The 25,128-nt window shown below is 60.6% G+C and carries 21 protein-coding genes and 3 tRNA genes; 19 read left to right on the plus strand and 5 right to left on the minus strand.

Going from position 1 to position 25,128, the window contains the following annotated elements; translation table 11 throughout:
- Positions 1-292: 292 nt before the first annotated feature.
- The 4 genes from clpX (at position 293) to J2Z75_RS21695 (ending at position 7,388) form a co-directional block, all read left to right on the plus strand.
- Positions 293-1,570, plus strand: a complete 1,278-nt coding sequence (gene clpX / locus J2Z75_RS21680) for an ATP-dependent Clp protease ATP-binding subunit ClpX (RefSeq protein ID WP_068953387.1) — start codon at positions 293-295, stop codon at positions 1,568-1,570.
- 473 nt (positions 1,571-2,043) lie between these two features.
- Positions 2,044-4,464 (plus strand): endopeptidase La, encoded by a 2,421-nt coding sequence (gene lon, locus J2Z75_RS21685; protein ID WP_209854859.1) that lies wholly within the window; start codon positions 2,044-2,046, stop codon positions 4,462-4,464.
- 231 nt (positions 4,465-4,695) lie between these two features.
- Positions 4,696-4,968: a DNA-binding protein HupB gene (hupB, locus tag J2Z75_RS21690; RefSeq protein WP_056331841.1), complete on the plus strand. Its 273-nt coding sequence runs from the start codon at positions 4,696-4,698 to the stop codon at positions 4,966-4,968.
- 224 nt (positions 4,969-5,192) lie between these two features.
- On the plus strand, positions 5,193-7,388 hold the full coding sequence (locus tag J2Z75_RS21695; protein WP_209854860.1) for an esterase-like activity of phytase family protein: 2,196 nt from the start codon (positions 5,193-5,195) through the stop codon (positions 7,386-7,388).
- Positions 7,389-7,475: 87 nt separating this feature from the next.
- Here J2Z75_RS21695 and J2Z75_RS21700 read toward each other — a convergent pair whose 3' ends face one another.
- Entirely contained in the window at positions 7,476-7,949 is a 474-nt protein-coding gene (locus J2Z75_RS21700) for a MarR family winged helix-turn-helix transcriptional regulator (RefSeq protein WP_209854861.1), read from the minus strand.
- A gap of 196 nt (positions 7,950-8,145) precedes the next feature.
- Between J2Z75_RS21700 and J2Z75_RS21705 the strand changes: the two genes are divergently transcribed.
- The 4 genes from J2Z75_RS21705 to J2Z75_RS21720 all read left to right on the plus strand — a co-directional run bounded on the left by J2Z75_RS21705 (position 8,146) and on the right by J2Z75_RS21720 (position 13,967).
- On the plus strand, positions 8,146-9,423 hold the full coding sequence (locus tag J2Z75_RS21705; protein ID WP_209854862.1) for a metallophosphoesterase family protein: 1,278 nt from the start codon (positions 8,146-8,148) through the stop codon (positions 9,421-9,423).
- The gene (locus J2Z75_RS21710) at positions 9,423-12,893 is read left to right on the plus strand and encodes an ATP-binding protein (RefSeq protein WP_209854863.1); all 3,471 of its coding nucleotides are present in this window, start codon (positions 9,423-9,425) and stop codon (positions 12,891-12,893) included. Before J2Z75_RS21705 ends, J2Z75_RS21710 begins: the two co-directional genes overlap by 1 nt.
- Positions 12,894-13,047: 154 nt before the next feature.
- Positions 13,048-13,446, plus strand: coding sequence for a (R)-mandelonitrile lyase (locus J2Z75_RS21715; protein WP_209854864.1), 399 nt, complete (start codon positions 13,048-13,050; stop codon positions 13,444-13,446).
- A gap of 146 nt (positions 13,447-13,592) precedes the next feature.
- Entirely contained in the window at positions 13,593-13,967 is a 375-nt protein-coding gene (locus J2Z75_RS21720; protein WP_209854865.1) for a CAP-Gly domain-containing protein, read from the plus strand.
- A 58-nt stretch (positions 13,968-14,025) separates the two neighbouring features.
- On the opposite strand, the gene J2Z75_RS21725 is transcribed toward J2Z75_RS21720, so the two are convergent.
- Entirely contained in the window at positions 14,026-14,283 is a 258-nt protein-coding gene (locus J2Z75_RS21725; protein WP_209854866.1) for a hypothetical protein, read from the minus strand.
- 201 nt (positions 14,284-14,484) lie between these two features.
- A tRNA-Val gene (locus tag J2Z75_RS21730) sits at positions 14,485-14,560 on the minus strand.
- Positions 14,561-14,965: 405 nt separating this feature from the next.
- Between J2Z75_RS21730 and J2Z75_RS21735 the strand changes: the two genes are divergently transcribed.
- Both J2Z75_RS21735 and J2Z75_RS21740 read left to right on the plus strand, forming a co-directional pair.
- Positions 14,966-15,042 (plus strand) — tRNA-Asp (locus J2Z75_RS21735).
- Positions 15,043-15,092: 50 nt separating this feature from the next.
- A tRNA-Asp gene (locus J2Z75_RS21740) sits at positions 15,093-15,169 on the plus strand.
- A gap of 218 nt (positions 15,170-15,387) precedes the next feature.
- Here J2Z75_RS21740 and J2Z75_RS21745 read toward each other — a convergent pair.
- Together J2Z75_RS21745 and J2Z75_RS21750 are read right to left on the minus strand one after the other, a co-directional pair.
- Complete coding sequence (locus J2Z75_RS21745; RefSeq protein WP_209854867.1) at positions 15,388-15,603, minus strand: hypothetical protein; 216 nt, start codon at positions 15,601-15,603, stop codon at positions 15,388-15,390.
- A gap of 252 nt (positions 15,604-15,855) precedes the next feature.
- On the minus strand, positions 15,856-16,119 hold the full coding sequence (locus J2Z75_RS21750) for a DUF982 domain-containing protein (protein WP_209854868.1): 264 nt from the start codon (positions 16,117-16,119) through the stop codon (positions 15,856-15,858).
- A 569-nt stretch (positions 16,120-16,688) separates the two neighbouring features.
- Here J2Z75_RS21750 and J2Z75_RS21755 point away from each other — a divergent pair.
- The 9 genes from J2Z75_RS21755 to nuoG all read left to right on the plus strand — a co-directional run bounded on the left by J2Z75_RS21755 (position 16,689) and on the right by nuoG (position 25,112).
- On the plus strand, positions 16,689-17,054 hold the full coding sequence (locus J2Z75_RS21755; protein ID WP_209854869.1) for an NADH-quinone oxidoreductase subunit A: 366 nt from the start codon (positions 16,689-16,691) through the stop codon (positions 17,052-17,054).
- Positions 17,045-17,623, plus strand: coding sequence for a NuoB/complex I 20 kDa subunit family protein (locus J2Z75_RS21760; RefSeq protein WP_209854870.1), 579 nt, complete (start codon positions 17,045-17,047; stop codon positions 17,621-17,623). The genes J2Z75_RS21755 and J2Z75_RS21760 overlap by 10 nt, the downstream gene beginning before the upstream one ends.
- A 17-nt stretch (positions 17,624-17,640) precedes the next feature.
- On the plus strand, positions 17,641-18,246 hold the full coding sequence (locus J2Z75_RS21765) for an NADH-quinone oxidoreductase subunit C (protein WP_209854871.1): 606 nt from the start codon (positions 17,641-17,643) through the stop codon (positions 18,244-18,246).
- 57 nt (positions 18,247-18,303) lie between these two features.
- Positions 18,304-19,494 carry an NADH-quinone oxidoreductase subunit D gene (locus tag J2Z75_RS21770; protein WP_209854872.1) on the plus strand — a complete coding sequence of 397 codons (1,191 nt, stop codon included), beginning with the start codon at positions 18,304-18,306 and terminating at the stop codon, positions 19,492-19,494.
- The gene (locus J2Z75_RS21775) at positions 19,494-19,754 is read left to right on the plus strand and encodes a hypothetical protein (RefSeq protein ID WP_209854873.1); all 261 of its coding nucleotides are present in this window, start codon (positions 19,494-19,496) and stop codon (positions 19,752-19,754) included. Before J2Z75_RS21770 ends, J2Z75_RS21775 begins: the two co-directional genes overlap by 1 nt.
- A 15-nt stretch (positions 19,755-19,769) precedes the next feature.
- Positions 19,770-20,933: an NADH-quinone oxidoreductase subunit E gene (locus J2Z75_RS21780; protein WP_209854874.1), complete on the plus strand. Its 1,164-nt coding sequence runs from the start codon at positions 19,770-19,772 to the stop codon at positions 20,931-20,933.
- A gap of 11 nt (positions 20,934-20,944) precedes the next feature.
- On the plus strand, positions 20,945-22,249 hold the full coding sequence (gene nuoF, locus J2Z75_RS21785; RefSeq protein ID WP_209854875.1) for an NADH-quinone oxidoreductase subunit NuoF: 1,305 nt from the start codon (positions 20,945-20,947) through the stop codon (positions 22,247-22,249).
- A 5-nt stretch (positions 22,250-22,254) separates the two neighbouring features.
- Positions 22,255-22,920 (plus strand): NADH:ubiquinone oxidoreductase, encoded by a 666-nt coding sequence (locus J2Z75_RS21790; RefSeq protein WP_209854876.1) that lies wholly within the window; start codon positions 22,255-22,257, stop codon positions 22,918-22,920.
- Positions 22,921-23,030: 110 nt separating this feature from the next.
- A complete protein-coding gene (nuoG, locus tag J2Z75_RS21795) occupies positions 23,031-25,112 on the plus strand; it encodes an NADH-quinone oxidoreductase subunit NuoG (protein WP_209854877.1) in 2,082 nt (693 codons plus the stop codon).
- The last annotated feature ends 16 nt before the right edge of the window (positions 25,113-25,128 follow it).

A 25,128-nucleotide genomic window follows, 5' to 3' on the forward strand; every position in this document is an offset into this window, starting at 1 on the left:
TTGTGTGCGGATAGATGCATTTGTGACACAATTGTAACCGTCATAGGGCTTTATCCGCAGACCAAAGCCGTTAATATCGACCGTTAATGCTATGTTGAAGTTTGAAGTCCTAGCATTCGGTATTCGGTGGGAGATTCGTTGCTGCCGGACATCAAACGTGGTTGTTTGAAGCCGGTTCGTACTCCCGAAAGCGCCGTATCTTTGCGTGTGAACGCGGAAGGTAATGCGGGGCGGGTTGAGTAGTCCGTTTCACCTTGTCTCAAGGTGTCCGGCGTGCTGGAAGGAAAGTGATATGAGCAAGGTCAGCGGTAGCAACGGCGGTGACTCGAAGAATACCCTATACTGCTCCTTCTGCGGGAAGAGCCAGCACGAGGTCCGCAAGCTGATTGCCGGACCGACGGTGTTCATCTGCGATGAATGCGTCGAACTCTGCATGGACATCATCCGCGAAGAGAACAAGACCTCGATGGTCAAGTCCCGTGACGGCGTTCCGACGCCGCAGGAGATCATCAAGGTTCTCGACGAATATGTGATCGGCCAGCAACAGGCCAAGCGCATCCTGTCGGTCGCCGTCCACAACCATTACAAGCGTCTGGCGCATTCCGCGAAGGGAAGCGACATCGAGCTTGCGAAGTCGAACATCATGCTCGTCGGCCCGACCGGTTGCGGCAAGACCTATCTGGCACAGACGCTGGCGCGCATCATCGACGTGCCGTTCACCATGGCCGATGCGACGACGCTGACCGAAGCCGGTTATGTCGGCGAGGACGTCGAGAACATCATCCTGAAGCTGCTGCAGTCGGCCGACTACAATGTCGAGCGGGCCCAGCGCGGCATCGTCTATATCGACGAAGTCGACAAGATCTCGCGCAAGTCCGACAATCCGTCGATCACGAGGGACGTGTCGGGCGAGGGCGTGCAGCAGGCGCTTCTGAAGATCATGGAAGGCACGGTCGCTTCCGTTCCGCCGCAGGGCGGCCGCAAGCATCCGCAGCAGGAATTCCTGCAGGTCGACACGACCAACATCCTGTTCATCTGCGGCGGCGCCTTTGCTGGCCTCGACAAGATCATTTCGGCCCGTGGCGAAAAGACCTCGATCGGCTTCGGCGCTTCGGTGAAGTCGCCGGAAGATCGCCGGGTCGGCGAAGTGCTGCGCGAACTGGAACCTGAAGATCTGGTAAAGTTCGGCCTCATCCCGGAATTCATCGGCCGTCTGCCAGTCCTGGCGACGCTAGAGGATCTCGACGAGCCGGCGCTGATCCAGATCCTGTCGGAGCCGAAGAACGCGCTGATCAAGCAGTACCAGCGCCTGTTCGAGATGGAAGACGTGGAACTGACCTTCCACGAGGATGCGCTGCGCGAAATCGCCAAGCGTGCCATCATCCGCAAGACCGGCGCCCGCGGCCTCCGTTCGATCATGGAAAAGATCCTGCTCGACACGATGTTCGAACTGCCGACGCTCGAAGGCGTTCGCGAAGTGGTCATCTCCGACGAGGTGGTCAAGGGTTCGGCCCGTCCGCTCTACATCTATTCGGAGCGGTCTGAAGAAAAGGCCAACGTTTCGGCCTGATCGAACGCGACTTAAGTTGAAGAGGCCCGCCACGTGCGGGCCTTTTTTATGGGGAAAATTGTAAATGTGACTATGCCACTGCCTGTCAGGACGAACGGGTGAAGCCAAAAAGGCGTGGCTGCCTTGCATATTTTGCAGTGCTTCGACGCGTCAACAGCTTGAATTCCGGGCGTTGTGGTCGAATGGACAATCGGCAGAATCGGCGATTGCTAAAAGCAGCCAACAACGCGATTATATAACGATTCTGTGTCGGCGTGTCCTGATACGAATCGTGTGCGTTAAGTTCCGCGGCAAGGCCCGCAACAGTCAGATGCCGTTTAATATCCGACTACGGCGCCCTCCCGGTTCGGTAGTCGGCAAAGGGTTGAAAACAGACGTCACACACTCCACCTGACAGTGGAAAGAATGAGGACCGGAAGCGCTCTTGAACGCTTCGGGTAACGGGCCCGGAAACGGGACGGAAAGGAAATGACATGACGAGCAAAACGTCTCCGGCAATTGAGAGCGCGACCTATCCGGTGCTGCCGCTACGCGACATCGTGGTGTTCCCGCACATGATCGTACCGCTGTTTGTCGGCCGCGAGAAGTCGATCCGCGCGCTGGAAGAAGTCATGGGTACCGACAAGCAGATCATGCTTGCGACCCAGATCAACGCGAGCGACGACGATCCGGAACCCGCTGCAATCTATCAGATCGGCACCATTGCCAACGTGCTTCAACTGCTGAAACTGCCCGACGGTACCGTCAAGGTGCTTGTCGAAGGCCGTTCGCGCGCCGAGATCGACGGCTATACCGCCCGTGATGAGTTCTACGAAGCGATGGCGCACCCGCTTGCCGAACCGGAAGAAGACCCGGTCGAGATCGAAGCGCTCAGCCGCTCTGTGGTGTCCGAATTCGAGAGCTATGTGAAGCTCAACAAGAAGATTTCCCCGGAAGTCGTTGGCGCTGCCAGCCAGATCGAAGACTATTCGAAGCTTGCCGATACGGTCGCTTCGCACCTCTCCATCAAGATTGTCGAAAAGCAGGAAATGCTCGAGACGACCAGCGTCAAGCTGCGCCTTGAAAAGGCGCTCGGCTTCATGGAAGGCGAAATCTCCGTTCTCCAGGTCGAAAAACGCATCCGCTCGCGCGTCAAGCGCCAGATGGAAAAGACCCAGCGCGAATATTACCTGAACGAGCAGATGAAGGCGATCCAGAAGGAGCTCGGCGACGGCGAGGAAGGCCGCGACGAGATGGCCGAACTCGAGGACCGCATCGTCAAGACCAAGCTCTCCAAGGAGGCCCGCGAAAAGGCCGACGCGGAAGTCAAGAAGCTGCGCCAGATGAGCCCGATGTCGGCGGAAGCCACCGTCGTGCGCAACTATCTGGATTGGCTGCTCGGCATTCCGTGGTCGAAGAAGTCGAAGGTCAAGACCGACCTGAACCATGCCGAGAAGGTGTTGGAACTCGATCACTTCGGCCTCGACAAGGTCAAGGAACGGATCATCGAGTATCTGGCGGTTCAGGCGCGTTCGCAGAAGATCAAGGGACCGATCCTGTGCCTCGTCGGTCCTCCGGGCGTCGGCAAGACCTCGCTTGCCAAGTCGATCGCCAAGGCGACCGGCCGTGAGTATATCCGCATGGCGCTCGGCGGCGTTCGCGACGAAGCCGAAATCCGCGGTCACCGCCGCACCTATATCGGCTCGATGCCCGGCAAGGTCATCCAGTCGATGAAGAAGGCGAAGAAGTCCAATCCGCTCTTCCTGCTCGACGAGATCGACAAGATGGGCCAGGATTTCCGCGGCGATCCGTCCTCGGCTCTGCTTGAGGTGCTGGATCCGGAACAGAACTCGACGTTCATGGACCACTATCTGGAGGTCGAATACGACCTCTCGAACGTGATGTTCATCACCACGGCGAACACGCTGAACATTCCAGCCCCCTTGATGGACCGCATGGAAGTGATCCGCATCGCCGGCTACACGGAAGAAGAAAAGCTGGAGATCGCCAAGCGGCATCTGCTGCCGAAGGCGATTGCCGATCACGCGCTTCAGCCGAAGGAGTTCTCGATCACCGACGGCGCGCTGTCGACGATCATCCAGACCTACACCCGCGAAGCCGGTGTGCGCAGCCTTGAGCGCGAACTGATGAAGGTCGCCCGCAAGGCCGTGACGGAAATCTTGAAGGGGCGCACCGACAAGGTCGAGGTGACAGCCGAGAACATCAACGACTATCTCGGTGTTCCGCGCTATCGTCATGGCGAAGCTGAGCGCACCGATCAGGTGGGCGTTGTCACGGGTCTGGCCTGGACCGAGGTCGGCGGCGAGTTGCTGACGATCGAAGGCGTGATGATGCCCGGCAAGGGCCGCATGACGGTGACCGGCAACCTGCGCGACGTGATGAAGGAATCGATTTCGGCTGCGGCATCCTATGTCCGCTCGCGCGCGATTGACTTCGGCATCGAGCCGCCGCTGTTCGACAGGAGCGACATCCATGTGCACGTGCCGGAAGGCGCGACACCCAAGGACGGTCCGTCCGCCGGTGTGGCCATGGCAACCGCGATCGTCTCGATCATGACCGGTATCGCTGTCAACAAGGACGTGGCGATGACCGGTGAAATCACCCTGCGCGGCCGTGTCCTGCCGATCGGCGGTTTGAAGGAAAAGCTGCTCGCAGCGCTTCGCGGCGGCATCAAGAAGGTGCTGATCCCGGAAGAAAACGCCAAGGATCTGGCGGATATTCCGGACAACGTGAAGAACAACATGGAGATCATTCCGGTCTCGCATATCGGTGAAGTCCTGCAGCATGCATTGCTGCGGGTTCCGGTGGCGATCGAGTGGGATCCTGCCAAGCAGGCGGTGCCGATTGCCGCTGTCGATCCGGTCGATGACGCCGGAACGTCGATTGCTCACTAGGCACTTGACTTGAACTCCAACTGGTGCCTGCCGCAGGTTGGGTGCCGATTTGGAACGGAAACAGTGGAAGACCGGCATTTTTGCCGGTCTTTTTTATGTAAAACCTCTCGCAAAGCCTTGCATTCCATGGGATTCGGAGCGATTGGGTTTGCCAAGGCGGGGGTGGCGCGTATGCTGCTCCCGGCTTGAAAATTTAAGTCGTTTCGAACCAGTATTGAAAGGGGTGGAAACATGAACAAAAATGAGCTCGTGTCCGCAGTTGCCGAGAAGGCCGGACTCTCGAAGACCGACGCATCGTCTGCAGTTGATGCAATCTTCGACGTTATCCAGGCAGAACTGAAGAACGGCGGCGACGTTCGTCTCGTCGGCTTCGGCAACTTCTCGGTCAGCCGCCGCGAAGCATCGAAGGGTCGCAACCCGTCCACCGGCGCAGAAGTTGATATTCCGGCACGCAACGTGCCGAAGTTCTCTGCCGGCAAGGGTCTGAAGGACTCCGTGAATTAAGTTTCATGTTTCGCCTGCAGCACCGTGGCGAAGACGCTGACGGTTCGATAGCAGGTTGATTTGAGGTCCGGGTTTTCCCGGGCCTCTTTTCGTTTCTGGATGCTGCTTTTTCTCGCTGCTCACATCCGCTTGCCGACTGTTTTCTAATATGCTCCGGCTGTCACGCGCGTGTTACACTGCGCGATCACAACCCCTCGGTATTTGATTTATCTGGAGGGATTCCCGTGAAGACATTTTCACTGACCGCAGCGCTTGCCGCCGTGCTTGCCGCATCCACTGCTTCCGGCGCATTTGCCGAGCCGGTTTTCAATCGCATTGCCTCTTTTGCCGTAGCCGACAATCTTCCGGCCGACGCTGACAAGAAATCCGTGACCTCGGCTGAAATCATCACGGCCAGCGAAGACGGTAATACGCTCGTCTATTCCGACAGCCCGCTGAAGGCGATCGGCTTCATCGACATCACCGATCCGAAGACCCCGAAGGCTGGCGGCATCGTTTCGTTCGAAGGCGAACCGACATCCGTCGCGATTGCCGGTGGCAAGGCGCTGGTTGCCGTCAACACCCGTGAAAGCTTCGTCAAGCCGTCAGGCTTCCTTGCGACCGTGGATCTGGCGACAAAGAAACTGGACGCCAAATGCGACCTCGGCGGACAGCCGGATTCGGTTTCGGTCAACAAGGACAAAACGATGGCCGCGATCGCCATCGAGAACGAGCGTGACGAAAAGGTCAATGACGGCAAGCTCCCGCAGATGCCGGCGGGCGATCTGGTCATCGTCTCCTTGAAGGATGGCGCCGCCGATTGCGCCTCGATCAAGCACGTGACGCTGACGGGTCTCTCCGACATTGGCGGCGATGATCCGGAGCCGGAATTCGTTGCTTTCAACGGCCTGAACGAAATCGCTCTGACACTGCAGGAAAACAACCATATCGTTATCATCGACGGCACGACCGGCACTGTGAAGACGCATTTTTCGGCCGGCACCGCGAACCTTACGGCCGTCGACGACAAGCGCGATGGCAAGCTGTCCTTCACCAGCGATCTGAAGGACGTCAAGCGCGAGCCGGATGCCGTCAAGTGGCTGGACGACAACCGCCTGGTCGTTGCCAATGAAGGCGACTATGAAGGCGGTTCGCGCGGCTTCACCATCTTCGACAAGACCGGCAAGGTTCTCTACGAAGCGGGCTCGAGCTTCGAGCATGCAGCGGCCGCGATCGGCCACTATCCGGAGAAGCGGTCGTCCGCCAAGGGCATCGAGCCGGAAGGCCTGGAAGCCGCCACCTTCGGCGACGACAAACTGTTCTTCGTTCTGGCCGAGCGTGCTTCCGTCGTCGGCGTCTTTAAGGACACCGGTGCTGATCCCGAACTGCTGCAGATCCTGCCCTCGGGCATCTCGCCGGAAGGTGGCGTCGCCATTCCCGGCCGCAATCTTCTGGCAACTGCCAACGAGGTCGACCTGGTCGAAGACGGCGGCGCCCGCTCGCATGTCATGATCTACGAGCGTGCCGAAGGCACTGCTGCCTATCCGCAGATCACCTCGGCCGAAAAGGACGGCGTGCCGCTTGGCTTCGGTGCTCTTTCCGGTCTTGCCGCGATCAAGGACCAGCCCGGCAAGCTTTATGCGGTCAGCGACTCCGTCTATTCCGCGCAGCCGCGCATCTTCACCATCGATGCCACGCAGAAGCCTGCGCTGATCACCGAAGCGCTTACCATCACCCGTGACGGTGCCCCGGCCCAGAAACTCGACATCGAAGGCGTTACCACCGACGGTGAGGGCGGCTTCTGGCTGGCCTCCGAGGGCGATGCGGCCAAGCTCTATGCGAACGCGCTGATCCATGTGAACGCCAAGGGCGCGATCAAGAAGGAGATCGCCATTCCGGAAGAACTCCGCGCCAATGAGGTGCGCTGGGGCTTCGAAGGCGTCACCAGCGTTGGCGAAGGCGATGCAACGACGCTGTGGATGGCAATGCAGCGGCCCTGGAAGGATGACGAAAAGGGCTTCGTCAAGCTGGTTTCCTACAATCCGGCGTCCGAGGAATGGGGTGCGGTGCGTTACCCGCTCGAAAAGACCGAAGAAGGCTGGGTCGGCCTGTCGGAAATCTCCGTCTATGGCGATTATGCCTATGTCATCGAACGCGACAACCTGATCGGTGAGGCCGCCAAGCTGAAGAAGATCTATCGTGTCGCGCTGGCCGATTTGAAGCCGGCCAAGCTCGGCGGCGAACTGCCTGTCGTCAAGAAGGAAGAGGTCCGCGACCTCATTCCCGAACTGAAGGCACTGGGCGGCTATGTCGTCGACAAGGTCGAAGGATTCACGGTCGATGCCGCCGGCAACGGTTACGTGGTCACCGACAATGACGGAGTCGATGATTCCTCCGGCGAAACGCTGTTCTTCCCGATCGGTACGATGAACGCGATGTAATTGCTTCAGTACTGGTAACGGAAAAGGCCGGGACATGATGTCCTGGCCTTTTCTATTTGGGTCGGATGCAATTGGTGGATGTCGGCGCTATTCGGCGGCGCTTTCCCTCGCACCTTCACCGTCTTCCTTGCGCTTGCGGATTTCGTCCGCCTTGGCAACCAGCCGGCTGACAATCTCATGCATCTGGTCGAGCTGCTCGTCGTCGAGTGCCGAGAAGATTTCCTCGATCAGCAGTTTTCGCGGATGCTCGGCCGCTTCCATCACCACGCGGCCAACCTCGGTGATCGAGACGATCTTGGCGCGTCGGTCTTCCGGATCGGGCTTTCGCAGGACAAGCTTGTCGCGCTCCAGTCCATCGATGGCTTCCGTCACCGTGCGCGGAGCGAAATTGAGCGCTTCGGCAATGTCGGTCGATCGGCATGGTCCAAGCTTGCTCAAAAAGAACAGAAACTTGCTGCGCGCCAGCGACACGCCCTGGTCCCGCATCGACTCGTTTACGAGGCGATGGACGCGATGATAAAGCTCAAAGAGCTTGTCGGAGACTTCGATCGTGGATTTCATGTGTTTTATATGGATATTATGAGGTGCCATGTCAAATGACGGTATTCCCGGTGTTGTAGTCAAGTCTAATTCCTGGCCGTTGGCCTTGGGTCTCACATCACCCCAATAATGTTCCGCGCGGGAAAGCGCTGAATAGACGCGCGGGCAGGGTGCCCACGGCATTGACGCGGCCCCGCAGCGCGGGCCATGGTCGGGCATGCCATTCCGTTTCGTCCATACCGCCGATCTTCATCTCGATTCTCCGTTGCGCAGCCTGGCGCTGAAAAATCCGGAACTCGCCGAACTGGTGCGCGGCGCGACCCGGACGGCGCTCGCACGGATCGTCGATCTGTGTCTGGCGGAGAGCGTCGATGCGCTGCTGATCGCGGGCGATCTCTATGACGGTTCGCAGACCTCGATGAACACGGCGCTTTATCTCGCCGGCGAGCTGCGCCGGCTGGAGGCTGCCGGGATCCGGGTGTTCGTCATCCGCGGTAATCATGATTCTCAATCGACCATCAAGAAAGAGCTGACACTTCCCTCAAACGTCCATCTCTTCTCGGGCCGTGTGAAACCGATATTGGCGAAGGTTCTTGAGAATGGACGCGAGGTCTATATCCACGGCGTCGGCTTCGATAATCCGCATGCGCCCGACAGCCTGCTCTCGTCCTTTCAGGCGCCGGTCATCGACGCCGTCAACATCGGCATGCTGCACACCAGCCTGGCCGGTGCGCCGGGACACGATCCCTATGCGCCATGCAGCGTCGCCGAGCTTTCCCGGCACGGTTTCGACTACTGGGCGCTGGGCCATGTCCACCTGCGGCAGGTGCATTCCGAGATGCCGCTGATCGTCATGCCCGGCATGCCGCAGGGGCGGGATATCAACGAAGCAGGCCCGAAGACGGTGACGCTGGTGACTGTCGGCGACGACGGCAGTTTCGAACATCGGGCGCATGAGATCGGGCAGGCGGTGTTCGAGCGTCTTGCGGTCGATTTGACCGGCGCGCAGGATTGGCGGCAGATGCTGGAGAACGTGGGGGACGCACTGTCGGCGACGAGATGCCGCTCGGTGGCCGATCATCTCATCCTTCGCATTGCCCTGACAGGCTCAACGCCGCTTGCCTGGAAGCTCAGGCGCGATCCGGATTTCCTGGCGGCCGAAATTTCCAATCTGGCAGCGGGTCTTACCGGCTGCTGGATCGAGAAGATTGACATCGAATGCCGGGGCATGGAGGCAGCCGCGTCCGTCTCCGGCCCTGATCCGGTCGAGGAACTGGCGGCGCTCATCCGCTCCGACGTCCTGCCGTCGCATGCCTTCCGGCAAGAGGCGAGTGCGATGCTGGACGAACTGCTGTTGCAGCTGCCGCGCGAGCTGCGTGAAAGCTTGGCCGGCGACGAGGAGACCGCCAAGCAGTTTGCCGAGGCGATCGCGCTCTCCGGCAGCGATGAAGTTCTCGCCCATCTGCACGGCGATGCAGGGGAGGCGGATCGCTGATGCGCCTCCATCGTCTCGATCTCGTTCGCTATGGCAAGTTCACCGGACGCAGCCTGGATTTTGGCGAAGCGCGTGCCGGCAGCCCGGATTTTCACCTCGTCTACGGCCCGAACGAGGCAGGGAAATCGACCCTGTTTTCCGCCTTTCTCGATCTGCTGTTCGGGATCGACAACCGCAGCGCCTATGGTTTCCTGCATCCCTATGAGACGATGCGCGTCGGCGGTGTGATTGAGACCGGCGGCAGAACCCAGGCCGTCGCCCGAATCAAGCGCAAGCAGAATTCGCTTCTCGGGCCGGATGACCAGGCTTTGCCGGACAATCTGTTTTCGGCCGCGCTCGGCTCGATCGACCGGGCAACCTACCAGATGATGTTCTCGCTCGATGACGACAGCATCGAAAGGGGCGGCGAAAGCATCCTCAAGAGCGAAGGCGAACTCGGTGCGCTGTTGTTTTCCGCCAGTTCCGGCCTGCCGGACAGCAGCGCCATCCTGTCCGGACTGAAGGCCCAGGCCGACGCCTTCTACAAGCCGCAGGGCCGCAAACATCGGCTGGCGGAGCTGAAGGCGGAACTCGACGTTCTGAAAGACGAAAAGAGCGCCATCGACGTCAATGCGCGCGAATTCGCAAACCTGCGCAAGGCGCGGGACGTGGCGACGGAACGGCACGAGGCTGCGGTAAAGGCGCGGGCTGAATTGCGCGTTTCCCTCGATCGGGCGCGCGACCGCATCGATGGACTGCCGATTCTGGCGCGGCTGCGCGGCCTGCGTGCCGGGCTTGGCGCTTTCGGCTATATGCCGGAGCCCCCTGCGGCCTGGCACACAATGCTGCCGCAGCTGCAACGCGAGGAAGCCGACATCGGCGCCCGGCTGGAGCAGCTGGAAAGCGATATCGAACGAAGGGCAGTGGAGATCGCCGCCATCGAGCGGGACGGTTCCGTACTCGCCCTTGCCGCGGATATCCGTGATCTGGAGAGTTCCGGACTGGAGGCGCGTCACAGGACGGCCGCCAGCGACATGCCCAATCGCCTCGACGAGCGCGGCAAGATCGCTGCCGATATCGCCGTGTGTCTTGCGCGTCTGGACCGTGCCGATGCGGCAGACCCCGCGGCACTCATTCTGCCCGCCGCCGTCACCGCGCGTATTCAGGACCTGGCGCAGACGCATTCCGCACTGAACGAGCGGCTGGCGACAGCTGTACGCGAACGGCAGCAGGCCATGGACGCAAACGGCGAGGCGCTGAAGGCGCAGGCGGCGCTGACGGATTCGGACCGCGCTGCCGGCGACCCGGCGCCTCTTGCCGATGTGCTGCAAACCCTTCGGCAGAGCGATTGCCTGCTGCGGCAGCAAGCGGCGAACCGGCAGATTGCCGGGCTGAAGGACCAGTTGACCGACAGGCTTGCGACGCTGGCGCCCGCGCAGCTGGATGCCGACGGCCTGGCGGTGCTGGCCATCCCTGAAGATGCCGATATTGCCGAGTGGACGGCGCGGCGCACGGCGCTGACGGAACAGCTGAAACGGCTCGATGACCGGATCGCGGACGAGACTGCGCTGATCGCGGCGGAGGGCGCCCGGCTTGGAGAATTGACCCGCACCGGCGGCTTTGCCGGCGATGACGCGGCGCTGACGCTGCGGCAGGCGAGGGACCTTGCCTGGCAGGCCCACGCAGGGCGGTTGGACGGCGAAACGGCGCACGCATTCGAAACCGCTCTGAAAAAAGACGACGAGGCGACGGCGCTGCGACTGGCGCGGGCGCAGGACCTTGCGCAGGCCAGAGGCCTTTCGCTGTCCATTGCCGAACGCAACGCCAGGCTTTCGGTACTCCGGCAGCAGCATGCGGCTGCGCTCGGAGAAATTGCTGAACTCAGGACTGAGATTTCCGTGGCGGCCCGCCATTGCAGCCTTCCCGAGGACATGAAGCTGAACCAGCTTGTGGCGTGGCTTGTTCGCCGGACTGCGGCACTCGAGATCCGCAATCAGCTTCGCACGGCGCAGCAGGATTTACGGCTTGCGATGGCGGACGAGGCAAAGGCGCTGGAGCGTCTGGCGCGGATGTTCGAGGCGCGCGGCCTGAACAAGGACATGCCGGATCGGCTGGAGGATGCGATCGCTTTCGCCGAGCGCACCATGAATGCCATGCAGTCGGCCCATCGCGCCCATGCCGCTGCCAAGGAGACGGCGGAAAGGACGCAGGCCGCACTGAGCACGCGCGACGCGGCATGGGCCGCGGCAGACGCCGAAATGTCGGACTGGACTGCGCGGTGGGATGAAGCGGTAAGCGCCACATGGCTGGTTGAAAGCGGACGAACCCGGTCCGCGCAGGAGATCGTTCCGGTGCTTGCCGTTCTCCAGGATCTGGACAAGCTCATCCAGCGCAAGGCGGATCTGGACCATCGTATCGATGGCATGCGCAGGGATCAGCTGGCCTTTGGAGCGACCATCAAAACGTTCGCCGAACGGCTCTCCTTGCCGGCATCCGATGAACCATTGGTCACTTTCCAGGCGATTCGGGATCGGCTTGCCGGTGCCGAAAGGCAGGAAGCGCTTTTCCGACGGCTTTCGGACGACAATAATGCGCGCGTTTCCGAACAGCGGACCTTGATCGAATCGCGTGAACGGCACGACGCGCAGAAGCGCGGCATGCTTGATCTGTTCGGCTGCGCGACCCTTGTTGAGGTCGGCGCACAACTGGAAGCGGCCAAGGCGCGCGAACGCCTGCGGCAGCGGATTGTTGAGGTGGAAGCCGATCTGGCATCCCGTCTGGGCGTCGGGCGTGCGGATGACGCGGAAATGATCCTCAGCGCCGTCGATGAGGAGGGCCTGCGATTGGAAATGGCAGAGCTGCAGTCGCGGTGGGAGCAATGCGATCGGGACGCCAGCGAACTGCATGCGGAGCGCCGGGATGCGGACAAGGCACTTGCGGCGATCGGCGGAGGCGATGCGGCAGCGCACATTGACGAGCGCCGCCGCACGGTGCTGGCCGAAATCGAGGAACGCGCTACCGCCTATCTGCGGCTGCGCATCGGTATCCTCGCCGGAGAAACGGCGCTGAGGCTCTATCGCGAGCGCCATCGCAGCGCGATGATGCAGCGGGCATCCGCTGCCTTCAGCGCCATCAGCGGCGGTGACTACGAGGGACTGACGACCCAGGCCGACAAGGGCGAGGAGTTCCTCATCGCCAATGCCAAGGGCGGGGGATCGAAACTGGCACGCGATCTTTCCAAGGGCACGCGGTTCCAGCTTTATCTGGCGTTGCGCATGGCCGGCTACCACGAGATCGCGGCAACGCGCGAATCGCTGCCGTTCATCGCCGACGACATCATGGAGACCTTCGACGATAACAGGGCGCAGCACGCCTTTTCGCTGATGGCGGATATGGCTGGGGTTGGGCAGGTGATCTATCTGACGCATCACCAGCATCTCTGCGAGATAGCCCTGAAGGCCTGCCCGGACGCAACGATCCATACGCTGTGATTTCCATGCGGGGCGAATGAAACGCCTCTGTTGCTGGATCGGCACGAGACTACAATCGTATGCGAGACTTCTGGTCACAGCACGCTATGTTATGTCCTTCAATTCCCATCCTTTGCCTGTTCGCAGGGGATTTTTACGCCAAGGAGCCATCGCCATGGAGATCAAACCCTGTGGATCGCGTCCGTCGGTTCGACCGCCGGCCGAGTATTTTACCGGCAGCGTCCGCCTGGACCCGATCATCGACGCGCCGGAGCCGGCCCGCGTCCGCAGCGCGGCCGTGACCTTCGAGGCCGGCGCGCGCACGGCCTGGCATACCCATCCGCTCGGCCAGACCCTGATCGTCACCTCCGGTAGCGGCCTTGCTCAGACCTGGGGCGGGCCTATCCGCGAGATCAGGGCAGGCGATACCGTCTGGTTTCCGCCGGGCGAAAAACATTGGCATGGGGCTGCGCCCACGACCGCCATGACCCACATCGCCATCCAGGAGGCGCTTGACGGCAAGGCGGTGGATTGGATGGAGTTCGTGAGCGACGAGCAATATCAAGGGAAATAAGGTTGTGGCGACGACCGAACGCGAAGGGGAACCGGCGTTCGTGTCGCTTCCTCGTTGCAATGGGCGGCTGAACGCAGCTATCTGAAGACGAAGGTTTACGGTCTTGACGGTTTTGCGCCGGAGACTGCCGCTTGAGGGTTTTGCCGATGAACAATTTTCATGTTGGACAAAAGGTCGTCTGCATCGACGATAAGTTCAAGAACGTCTCGATCGACCAAGGCATCCGCAAGGGTCAGATCTATACCATCCGCTGGGTCGGGCCCTACAAGCATTATATTGACGGCGAGTTCATCGGCGTCAAGCTGGCGGAAATCCACCGGGGGAATGACGACGGTCCGGAAGGCTATGGGGCAGCCGACATGCCCTATCGCGCCACGCGCTTTCGCCCACTGCTGAAGGATCGTCTGTCGGCGCTGAAGAACCTGCTGGCGCCGACGCCGAAGGGCGAAAAGCCCTATGTGCCGGAAGCACCGGAAGAGCCGAAGCGCAAGACGCCAGCGCGCAAGAAGGAAGAAGTCTGAACTGCCGATACAGAAACCACGCTTCGGAACGGTGGCGTGGTTTCTGTCGTTACTCTCTTCAGTTCGGATCGACGATCTGTTCCCTACGCACCAGCCTCAGCGAGCGGTCGGGCTGGATGATATAGGTTTCCTCGGCCGGATGGCCGTATTCGTCGTCGAGCTGATGATGAACCACGCTGCCGACGGGGGCCTTGGTCAGCTTGGTGGCAGGCTGGCCGCCATAGGTAATGCTGCCGGGGATCGGCGCGATTTCCGGCATGGCGGTACAGGCGGCGAGACCCGTCGCAAGCGCTGTTGCCAAGATTGCTTTCCTCATGTCGCGTTCCCCTTTTTACTGCCGCGATCGCCGATCCGCGATACGCCAAGTGATGCCTACGGATCGACTCGTATTTTCGTCCGCAAAGACATGGCGATGCCGCCGCCGCGTGGCAAGAGGTCCGGGCGGTCCTGCCACCTCGGAAATCGCACAGAGACGCGCATTTTTGAGAGAGAACACAATAATCTGACAGAAAGGGAGTGGTGGGCGATGACGGACTCGAACCGCCGACATCCTCGGTGTAAACGAGGCGCTCTACCAACTGAGCTAATCGCCCTTCGCGAAGCAGAAGCAATGTCCGCCGCGTCGGTGGCCGTGATCTATGCGTATCGGCGAAAAACCGCAAGGGTGTAACGGAAGATTTTTTGATTTTTTTGCAGAGACCATCAGTCCCGGCGGCGGGGCGAGAAATCGGATGTGGAAAACCGGCGGGGCCGCAATGCCGAACAAACGCATGGCCGATTGGTTCGAGGCAGGGCGGGAAGCTGAGGCGCTGCTGCCGGATAGCATGCACTTTGCAGCATGCTTTTTCGGGCCTGTGGAAACAATTCGATGGCTGTCACGGTTTTGTCTCCAAACCTGCTTGACACCCAAAGACGAACCTCGTAGTTAGCCGCTCATCGAAGCGGCCAAGCCGGTTCGAGCGGATGTAAAAGCATCCGGATCACTTGAAATGAAATGCGCGGGTGTAGCTCAGTTGGTTAGAGTGCCGGCCTGTCACGCCGGAGGTCGCGGGTTCGAGCCCCGTCACTCGCGCCATTTCAAGAATAGCAAATTTGCTTAGGTCCGGGAATTTTACTCCATAATGCGCGGGTGTAGCTCAGTTGGTTAGAGTGCCGGCCTGTCACGCCGGAGGTCGCGGGTTCGAGCCCCGTCACTCGCGCCATTTCCGTAATGATTTCAATCGACATTGCATGGTTTGAAACTGACTGGATTGACGGATCCGGTCGGTTATTGCGATTTTCCGAGGTATTTTCGCCTGGCAGCTGTGCTCAAGATTGCACTTGGCAGTTCAAGTATCCTCCGCGATCCGACAATGGGTGGCGCCTTTGGTTTTTTACGCGTTCCGATGGATGGCCGGTACCCGGAGACAAGCGTGTCGTGTCACGCATGCAGGACTTTCTCGATCACATAGCCGGATTGCCCGCTCTCGTCGCCCAGTTCGCAGCGGCCGGTTTCTTCCACCTGGCGGCAGACGAAGCTCACTCTCTCGTCGTCAGGGCCAAAGGCCAGACGCAGCGTTTCACGCAAGCCGGTTGCCGTGAGGAACTTCGGTTCTCCAGCGCGTTCTCCCCATAGCAGGACGCTTATCCGCGCCATGAGCGGCATTCCGCTGGTGTTTCCTTCTATACTCCAGACGTCGCCGGGCAGGGCATTCCGTCCGATCGCCGGCCTCGACGGTTTCGCCCCCGCGGAAAAAGGATATCGATGGTGAGCAATCCTCTTCACGGGGGCGACCTTCTTCTGTTTCGTGCGGACGATCCTAAAAATGCTCGGCCCCGGGCACCGAGCCGGAGGTGTGATGTCTGAAAAGCATGGTCTCAGCCGCCTCACGGGCGCGCCATTAGAACATCAGATGCTGATCGATCGCGGCTTGACGTAGATATGCGCTTCGATGGCTGCCGCGATCAGGTCCTGTCGCGCAAGTTCCGGTGGTTGTTTCCCTTGAAAGGAGGCGAGGCACGTCATGACTGCGAGCTTGTAGCTCGGGCCGCGCTTCTTCGGCCATTTGTTCAAAAGCAGGTCGGCGGCTTCCAACGAACTGGAGACGGCCACGACGCCCTGACGATCGTTCAGTTCGAACAAAACACTCTCATGCCAAAGAATATCATCCATGAGTTCGCCCTCTATTAGAGATACTTTGCATAAGAAAGCTTGCGCGACGGTTGCGTGAGTGTTCTCGCCGTCGAAAGTCTGGCGGCAAGTCAACCGCCGGCATTGTGCGACAAGCAGCGCCCGTCGTGATCGGCGGCTGCAGGAGGGCGTGGAGAAGGCGTGTGTCTTGGCCTGGCAACCCATGCAAATCGGGGATGGGGGCCATGCAGTCCTGCCGCATCTCAAGGAGGCAGGCAGTGCTTGCGCCCACATGATTCTTGGCGTGACGGCCACCGGTTTCAATCGATTTGAGCCCGCGCGACCATATGTCTCTGGGGTTGCCGGGCAGGGGGTCGTCGGGCTGTCGTGCCTGCCTTCCTTGAGGTTTTGCGGCATTTGCGCGTGCCCATGGGAGATGCTAGCTTTTGGCCGGTCTTCATTCCGGCCAATGAAGGGGATGAAAACCGTTCTGAAGGCTTGCACAGCGGCGCTGGCTGCGCTAACCACTTTGGCGTTGCAACATATTTTTCGGCCTGTGAGCCTTTGTTTTGCGCTTCTCCAGCGCGCCTCGCAGGCAGGGACGGATCACAATGACAGACCTTCTCGGCTCCTACATTCCGATCGCGATTTTCATCGGTATTTCGCTGGTTATCGGCCTGGCGCTGCTGATCGCGCCGTTCGCCGTGGCCTACAAGGCGCCCGACGATGAAAAGCTTTCGGCCTACGAATGCGGCTTCAACGCATTCGACGACGCCCGTATGAAATTCGATATCCGATTCTATCTCGTGTCGATTCTCTTCATCATCTTCGACCTCGAAGTGGCGTTTCTGTTTCCCTGGGCGGTGTCGTTCAAGGAAATGGGCTGGTTCGGCTTCTGGTCGATGATGTCGTTCCTCGGCGTGCTGACCATCGGCTTTATCTATGAATGGAAAAAGGGAGCGCTGGAATGGAACTGACCTCCGGCACCACGCTCGTTGCGCCAAAGCCGAAGGGGATCGTCGATCCCTCGACCGGCAAGCCGATCGGCAGCAATGACAAATATTTCGGCGAGATCAACAATGAGCTCGCCGACAAGGGTTTTCTGGTCACCTCGACCGATGAACTGATCAACTGGGCCCGTACCGGCTCGCTGATGTGGATGACCTTCGGTCTCGCCTGCTGTGCGGTCGAAATGATGCAGATGTCGATGCCGCGCTACGATGCGGAGCGCTTCGGTTTTGCACCGCGCGCTTCACCGCGCCAGTCCGACGTGATGATCGTTGCCGGCACGCTGACCAACAAGATGGCGCCCGCTTTGCGCAAGGTCTACGACCAGATGCCTGAGCCGCGCTACGTCATCTCGATGGGCTCCTGCGCCAATGGCGGTGGCTACTATCATTATTCCTATTCGGTGGTGCGCGGTTGTGACCGCGTCGTGCCGGTCGATATCTATGTGCCGGGCTGTCCTCCCACGGCAGAAGCGCTCCTTTACGGTGTGCTCCTGCTGCAGAAGAAGATCCGCCGCACAGGCACGATCGAACGGTAAGGGCAGGGGACCTGAACATGAGTGAAGCCCTGAACGGACTTGCTACTTATATCCGCGAAACGCGCGGTGCGTTGATCTCGGATGCCGTCATCAGCTTTGGTGAACTGACGCTGACGTCCACCGCCGACAATCTGATCGCGCTCCTGACGTTCCTGCGGGATGACGCCCGCTGCGGCTTCATCAACTTTACCGATATTTGCGGTGTCGACTGGCCGCAGCGTCCGGATCGGTTCGATGTGGTCTATCACATGCTGTCGCCGAAGCAGAACCTGCGCATCCGCGTGAAGATCGCAACCGGCGAAGATCAGCCTGTGCCGTCGGCCTGTGCCGTTTATCCCGGCGCCGACTGGTTCGAGCGGGAAGCCTACGACATGTACGGCATCCTCTTCACCGGCCATCCGGACCTGCGCCGCATCCTCACCGACTACGGTTTCGAAGGCTATCCGTTGCGCAAGGACTTCCCGACGACCGGTTTCGTCGAGGTTCGCTACAATGACGAAGCCAAGCGGGTGGTTTACGAACCGGTCGAATTGAAACAGGAATTCCGCAATTTCGATTTCATGTCGCCCTGGGAAGGAACGGACTACGTTCTGCCGGGTGATGAAAAAGCAAACGCGAAGTGACGATGAAGGCCGAGGGCTCGCAAACATGCGGGCTTGTCCGGCTTGGAGCAAGCGGCAATGAACGAACATAACGTTCGCAATTTCAATATCAATTTCGGACCCCAGCACCCAGCGGCGCATGGTGTTTTGCGGCTTGTTCTCGAACTCGACGGCGAAATCGTCGAGCGCGTCGATCCGCATATCGGCCTCTTGCATCGCGGCACCGAAAAGCTGATCGAGACCAAGACCTATCTGCAGGCCGTGCCCTATTTCGACCGGCTCGACTATGTCGCGCCGATGAACCAGGAACATGCCTTTGCACTGGCGGTCGAGAGGCTGACCGGAACGGAAGTGCCGATCCGCGGCCAGCTGATCCGTGTTCTATATTCGGAAATCGGCCGTATCCTGTCGCATCTCTTGAACGTCACGACGCAGGCCATGGACGTCGGCGCGTTGACGCCGCCGCTCTGGGGCTTCGAAGAACGCGAAAAGCTGATGGTTTTCTATGAGCGGGCCTGCGGCGCGCGCATGCACTCGGCCTATTTCCGTCCAGGCGGGGTTCATCAGGACCTGCCGCATGAACTGGTCGAAGATATCGGCAAGTGGATCGATCCGTTCCTGAAGACCGTCGACGATATCGACGAATTGCTCACCGGTAACCGCATCTTCAAGCAGCGCAACGTCGATATCGGCGTGGTGACCCTTGACGACGCCTGGGCCTGGGGCTTTTCCGGCGTCATGGTGCGCGGTTCGGGCGCCGCATGGGACCTGCGCAAGTCGCAGCCTTACGAATGCTACGCCGACATGGATTTCGACATCCCGATCGGCAAGAACGGCGACTGTTTCGACCGTTACCTGATCCGCATGATCGAGATGCGCGAATCGGCCAAGATCATGCGCCAGTGCGTCAACCGTCTGCTGGGCGACGCCAAGATCGGGCCGGTCTCGTCGCTCGACGGCAAGATTGTTCCGCCGAAGCGCGGCGAGATGAAGCGTTCGATGGAAGCGCTGATCCACCACTTCAAGCTTTACACCGAAGGCTATCATGTGCCCGAGGGCGAGGTTTACGCGGCGGTGGAAGCACCGAAGGGCGAGTTCGGCGTCTATCTGATCTCCGACGGTACCAACAAGCCGTATCGCTGCAAGATCCGGGCTCCGGGTTATGCCCATCTGCAGGCGATGGATTACATCTGTCGCGGCCACCAGCTGGCCGACGTATCGGCCATCCTGGGTTCGCTTGATATCGTCTTCGGTGAGGTGGATCGCTGATGCGTTCTATCGCCCTGACAATGTTCGGTCTGGTTTTGGCTGCCGCGCCGGCTTTGGCGCAGCAGGCTGCCCAGCCGAGCGAAGCGATGAGCTCATCTGATGCCGGCAGTGGCATGGGCAAGCTTTTGACCCAGGGTTATGAAATCAGGGCCGCGGTGCCGAACGGCACGCGCTACATCGTATTTTTACAAAAAGACCAGTCAGCCTATGCCTGCGAGTTCGTCTCCTTGACGAAATCGCGGTGCGGTTCGATTAACTGATAAGGTGCGGGAAGAATGTCCGTTCGTCGACTAGCCGAAGAAAACGTCCAGCCAGCGGCCTTTGCGTTCAGCAAGGACAATGCCGCCTGGGCCAAGGCAACGATCAAGAAATACCCGAAGGGCCGCGAGCAATCGGCGGTCATCCCGCTGTTGATGCGGGCGCAGGAGCAGGATGGCTGGGTCACCAAGGCGGCGATCGAGAGCGTCGCCGACATGCTCGCCATGCCCTATATCCGTGTGCTCGAAGTCGCGACCTTCTATACCCAGTTTCAGCTGAAGCCGGTCGGTACGCGCGCCCATGTGCAGGTGTGCGGCACGACGCCCTGCATGCTGCGCGGTTCCGAAGACCTGATCAATCTCTGCAAGAAGCGCATTCACCCCAACCCGCTGACGCCGAACGAAGCCGGCACGCTCTCCTGGGAAGAGGTCGAGTGTCAGGGGACCTGCGTCAACGCGCCGATGGTGATGATCTTCAAGGACACCTATGAAGATCTGACGGTTCCGCAGCTGGAATACATCATCGACCGTTTCGACGCAGGCAAGGGCGCTGACGTCAAGCCGGGACCGCAGATCGACCGTATCTTTTCGGCGCCAGTTGGCGGTCCGACGACACTGCTGGCACCGGAAAAGAAGCCGGCCGCGCCGCGCGCCAAGAAGGTGAACGACGACGCTGCCGTCAGCGTGCCGCCGTCGAACGCCGGACGCGCGAAGACCGCTGCTCCCGAAACCGATCCGACTCTAAAGACGCCGGTGACGGCAAAGGCGGAGTCGGCGGCGAACGACAAGGTTGCCGGAGACACCAAGGCTGAAGGCGGCAAGGTCGCCAAACCGGAAACGGCCGCGGCAACGCCTGCTGCTCTCGTTGGCAAGCCCGCTGACACCGCAAAGCCCTCGCTTGAGGACAAGAACCGTCCCGCCGGCATTGCAAAGCCGGCGACCCCGGATGACCTCAAGCTGATCTCCGGCGTCGGTCCGAAGATCGAAGGCATCCTGCATGAACTCGGCATCTTCACCTTCGCGCAGGTCGCGGGCTGGAAGAAGGCCGAGCGCGAATGGGTGGACGGCTATCTCAATTTCAAGGGCCGCATCGAACGCGACGATTGGGTCAAGCAGGCCAAGGCGCTGGCCAAGGGCGGCGAAGCCGAATACATCAAAGTTTTCGGCAAGAAGCCGCGATAGACAGGTGAACCATGCTGGACGATAAAGATCGCATTTTTACCAATATCTATGGCATCCATGACAAGTCCCTGAAGGGTGTCATGAGCCGCGGCCATTGGGATGGCACCAAGCAGATCCTCGAAAAGGGCCGCGACTGGATCATCAACGAGATGAAGGCTTCCGGTCTTCGCGGCCGTGGCGGCGCTGGCTTCCCAACGGGCCTGAAGTGGTCCTTCATGCCGAAGGAAAGCGACGGACGCCCGCATTACCTCGTCGTCAATGCCGACGAATCCGAGCCCGGTACCTGCAAGGACCGCGACATCATGCGCCACGATCCGCATACGCTGATCGAAGGCTGCCTGATTGCGAGCTTCGCCATGGGCGCGCATGTCGCCTATATCTACGTGCGCGGCGAATATATCCGCGAGCGCGAGGCGCTGCAGGCGGCAATCGACGAATGTTATGACGCAGGCTTTCTCGGCATCAACAACAAGCACGGCTGGGACATGGACATCTACGTCCATCACGGCGCCGGCGCCTATATCTGCGGCGAAGAGACGGCCCTGCTGGAAAGCCTCGAAGGCAAGAAGGGCCAGCCGCGCCTGAAGCCGCCGTTCCCGGCCAATATGGGTCTCTATGGCTGCCCGACGACGGTCAACAACGTCGAATCGATCGCGGTTGCCCCGACCATCCTGCGCCGTGGCGCCGGCTGGTTCTCGGCGATCGGCCGTCCGAACAATGTCGGCACCAAGCTGTTCATGGTCTCCGGCCACGTCAACAGGCCGTGCACGTTCGAAGACGCGATGGGCACTCCCTTCCGCGAGATGATCGAGCGCCATTGCGGCGGCATTCGTGGCGGCTGGGACAATCTTCTGGCGGTCATTCCCGGCGGCTCGTCCTGCCCGGTGGTGAAAGCAGAACATATCATCGATGCGCCGATGGATTTCGACGGCATGCGCGACGTCAAGTCGTCGTTCGGGACCGCCGCCATCATCGTCATGGATCGCTCCACCGACATCATCAAGGCCATCTGGCGCCTTGCTGCTTTCTACAAGCACGAGAGCTGCGGCCAGTGCACGCCGTGCCGCGAAGGCACCGGCTGGATGATGCGCGTCATGGAGCGCATGGTTCAGGGCCGCGCCCAGAAGCGCGAGATCGACATGCTGTTCGATGTCACCAAGCAGGTGGAGGGGCACACGATCTGCGCGCTCGGCGATGCCGCGGCATGGCCGATCCAGGGCCTGATCCGCAATTTCCGTCCGGAGATGGAAGCACGCATCGACGAATACACCCGCAATTCCTCGTCGCATGGTGCGGTGTTGCAGGCGGCGGAGTAAGCGATATGGCCAAGCCGGAACACGAAACGCACAAAGGCACGCAGGCGGGATCCGCAGGCCCCTCGTTCGGTTCCGGTATCGGCAGTACAAATGATCCATTCGGCATGGCCGAGTGGTTGAAGGATATGCCGAAGGTGCCGCTGCATCCGCTGATGCAGCATCCGGCGGCGGCTTTTGCCGCGGCAACGGCTGTCGGGCTCGGCATGACCAGCCATATCGCCGGCTTCATGCTCGGCGCGATGCAGGGCATGGCCGAGACGGCGCAGAAGACCGGCGCTGCCCTGGACGAAAAGCCTGTGGCGCAGCCGGCCGAACCGATGGCGGGTGCTGCTGCGGCAGCGTCGCCTGCCAAGGCGTCGGTTGAGGCTAAACCGGTGCGGGTCGAGCCCGAGAAGGCGAAGCCGGTCAAAGCTGAACCGGTGAGGGCCGAAAAGCCGAAACGGCAGAGGGTTGCCCGCGTTGTCGAAACGCAGGCCGACGACCTGAAGCGGATTTCCGGCATCGGCCCGAAGCTGGAGCAGGTTTTGAATGGAATGGGCGTGCGGCGTTATGCGGATGTCGCGTCGTGGAGCGATAAGGACGCACAGCGTTTCGACGCGCAGCTCGGCTTTGGCGGACGGATCGCGCGGGACGGCTGGGTCGAGCAGGCAAAGGCCCTTATGAAGGGTTGAGATTGGATTTCGAGCGGGAGCCGGTGGCTTTCGTTCAACAGGTTAGCGTGCCTTTATAATATCTGTTCGCCGCTTTGGCTGGCGAATGAACGACAGGATTGAGTGCGAAGATGGCAAAGCTGAAAGTCGACGGAAAAGAGATCGAGGTCCCGGATCATTTCACGCTGTTGCAGGCGTGCGAAGAGGCCGGCGCCGAGGTTCCGCGCTTCTGTTTCCACGAGCGGCTGTCGGTCGCCGGAAACTGCCGCATGTGTCTGATCGAGGTGAAGGGGGGGCCGCCGAAACCCGCAGCCTCCTGCGCTATGGGCGTGCGCGACCTGCGTCCCGGCCCGAACGGCGAAGCGCCGGAAGTCTTCACGACCACGCCGATGGTCAAGAAGGCCCGTGAAGGCGTGATGGAATTCCTGCTCATCAACCATCCGCTCGATTGCCCGATCTGCGACCAGGGTGGCGAATGCGACCTGCAGGATCAGGCCATGGCCTTCGGCGTCGATTCGACCCGCTACAACGAAAACAAGCGCGCCGTCGAAGACAAGTATATCGGCCCGCTGGTCAAGACCGTGATGAACCGCTGCATTCACTGCACGCGCTGCGTCCGCTTCACCACCGAAGTTGCCGGCATCGCCGAACTCGGCCTGATCGGCCGCGGCGAAGATGCGGAGATCACAACCTATCTCGAGCAGGCGATGACGTCGGAGCTTCAGGGCAACGTCGTCGATCTCTGCCCGGTCGGCGCGCTGACCTCCAAGCCGTATGCCTTCAACGCCCGTCCGTGGGAACTTGGAAAGACCGAATCGGTCGACGTCATGGATGCCGTCGGCTCGGCCATCCGCGTCGATACCCGTGGCCGCGAAGTCATGCGCGTCATGCCGCGCGTCAATGAAGAGATCAACGAAGAGTGGATTTCCGACAAGACCCGCTTCATCTGGGATGGCCTGAAGACCCAGCGTCTCGACCGCCCTTACGTGAAGAAGGACGGCCGTCTGCAGCCCGCCAGCTGGAACGAGGCCTTTGCCGCCATCAAGGCAGCCGTTGCCAAGACCAGCGGCGACAGGATCGGCGCCATTGCCGGCGATCTGGCATCCGTTGAGGAAATGTACGCGCTGAAGGAACTGATTTCTTCGCTCGGCTCTAAGAACATCGATTGCCGCCAGGATGGCGCAGCGCTTGATCCTTCTTTCGGCCGTTCGAGCTACATCTTCAACCCGACGATCCTTGGCATCGAAAGCGCCGACGCGCTGCTGATCATCGGCTCGAACCCGCGCTTTGAAGCCTCCGTTCTCAACGCCCGCATCCGCAAGCGGTTCCGGATGGCCAATTTCCCTATCGCCGTGATCGGCGAGCAGGCCGAGCTTCGTTACACTTACGAATATCTCGGTGCAGGCACGGATTCGCTGGCTGAGCTTGTCGGCGGCAAGGGCAAGTTCCTGAGCGTGTTGAAGAAGGCACAGCGTCCGATGATCATCGTCGGCCAGGGCGCGATCACCGGTGGCAACGGCGCCTCGGTTCTGGCTGCCGCTGCAAAGCTCGCAGGGGCCGTTGGTGCCGTGACCGCAGACTGGAACGGCTTTGCCGTCCTGCATACGGCCGCCGCCCGCGTCGGTGGTCTCGATCTCGGCTTCGTGCCGGGTGAGGGGGGTAAGACTGCTGCTCAGATGCTGACCGGCACGGACGTCCTGTTCCTGCTCGGCGCCGACGAAATGGATTTCTCCGGCAAGACCGCCGGCTTCACCGTCTATATCGGCTCGCACGGCGACGAGGGCGCGCACGGCGCCGACGTCATCCTGCCGGGCGCGACCTATACGGAAAAGTCCGGTACCTGGGTCAACACCGAAGGCCGCGTCCAGATCGGCAACCGCGCCGGTTTCGCGCCGGGCGATGCCCGCGAGGACTGGGCGATCATTCGCGCGCTGTCCGACGTGCTTGGCAAGAAGCTGCCGTTTGATTCGCTTGCCGAATTGCGTGGCAAGCTCCATGCGGCGCACCCGCATTTCGCCGATGTCGACATGATTGCGCCGGGTGGTAGCGGTGAAATTGCCGCACTTGCACAAAAAGCCGGTGAGATGGCTAAATCGGCGTTTGCGTCTCCGGTCAAAGACTTCTATTTGACGAACCCGATAGCACGCGCGTCCGCCGTCATGGCCGAATGTTCGGCTTTGGCACGCAACAACTTCAAAGCTGCGGCGGAATGAGCGCGAGGGAATAAGA

The organism is Rhizobium herbae, assembly GCF_017873135.1.
Taxonomy (GTDB): Bacteria; Pseudomonadota; Alphaproteobacteria; order Rhizobiales; family Rhizobiaceae; genus Pararhizobium; species Pararhizobium herbae.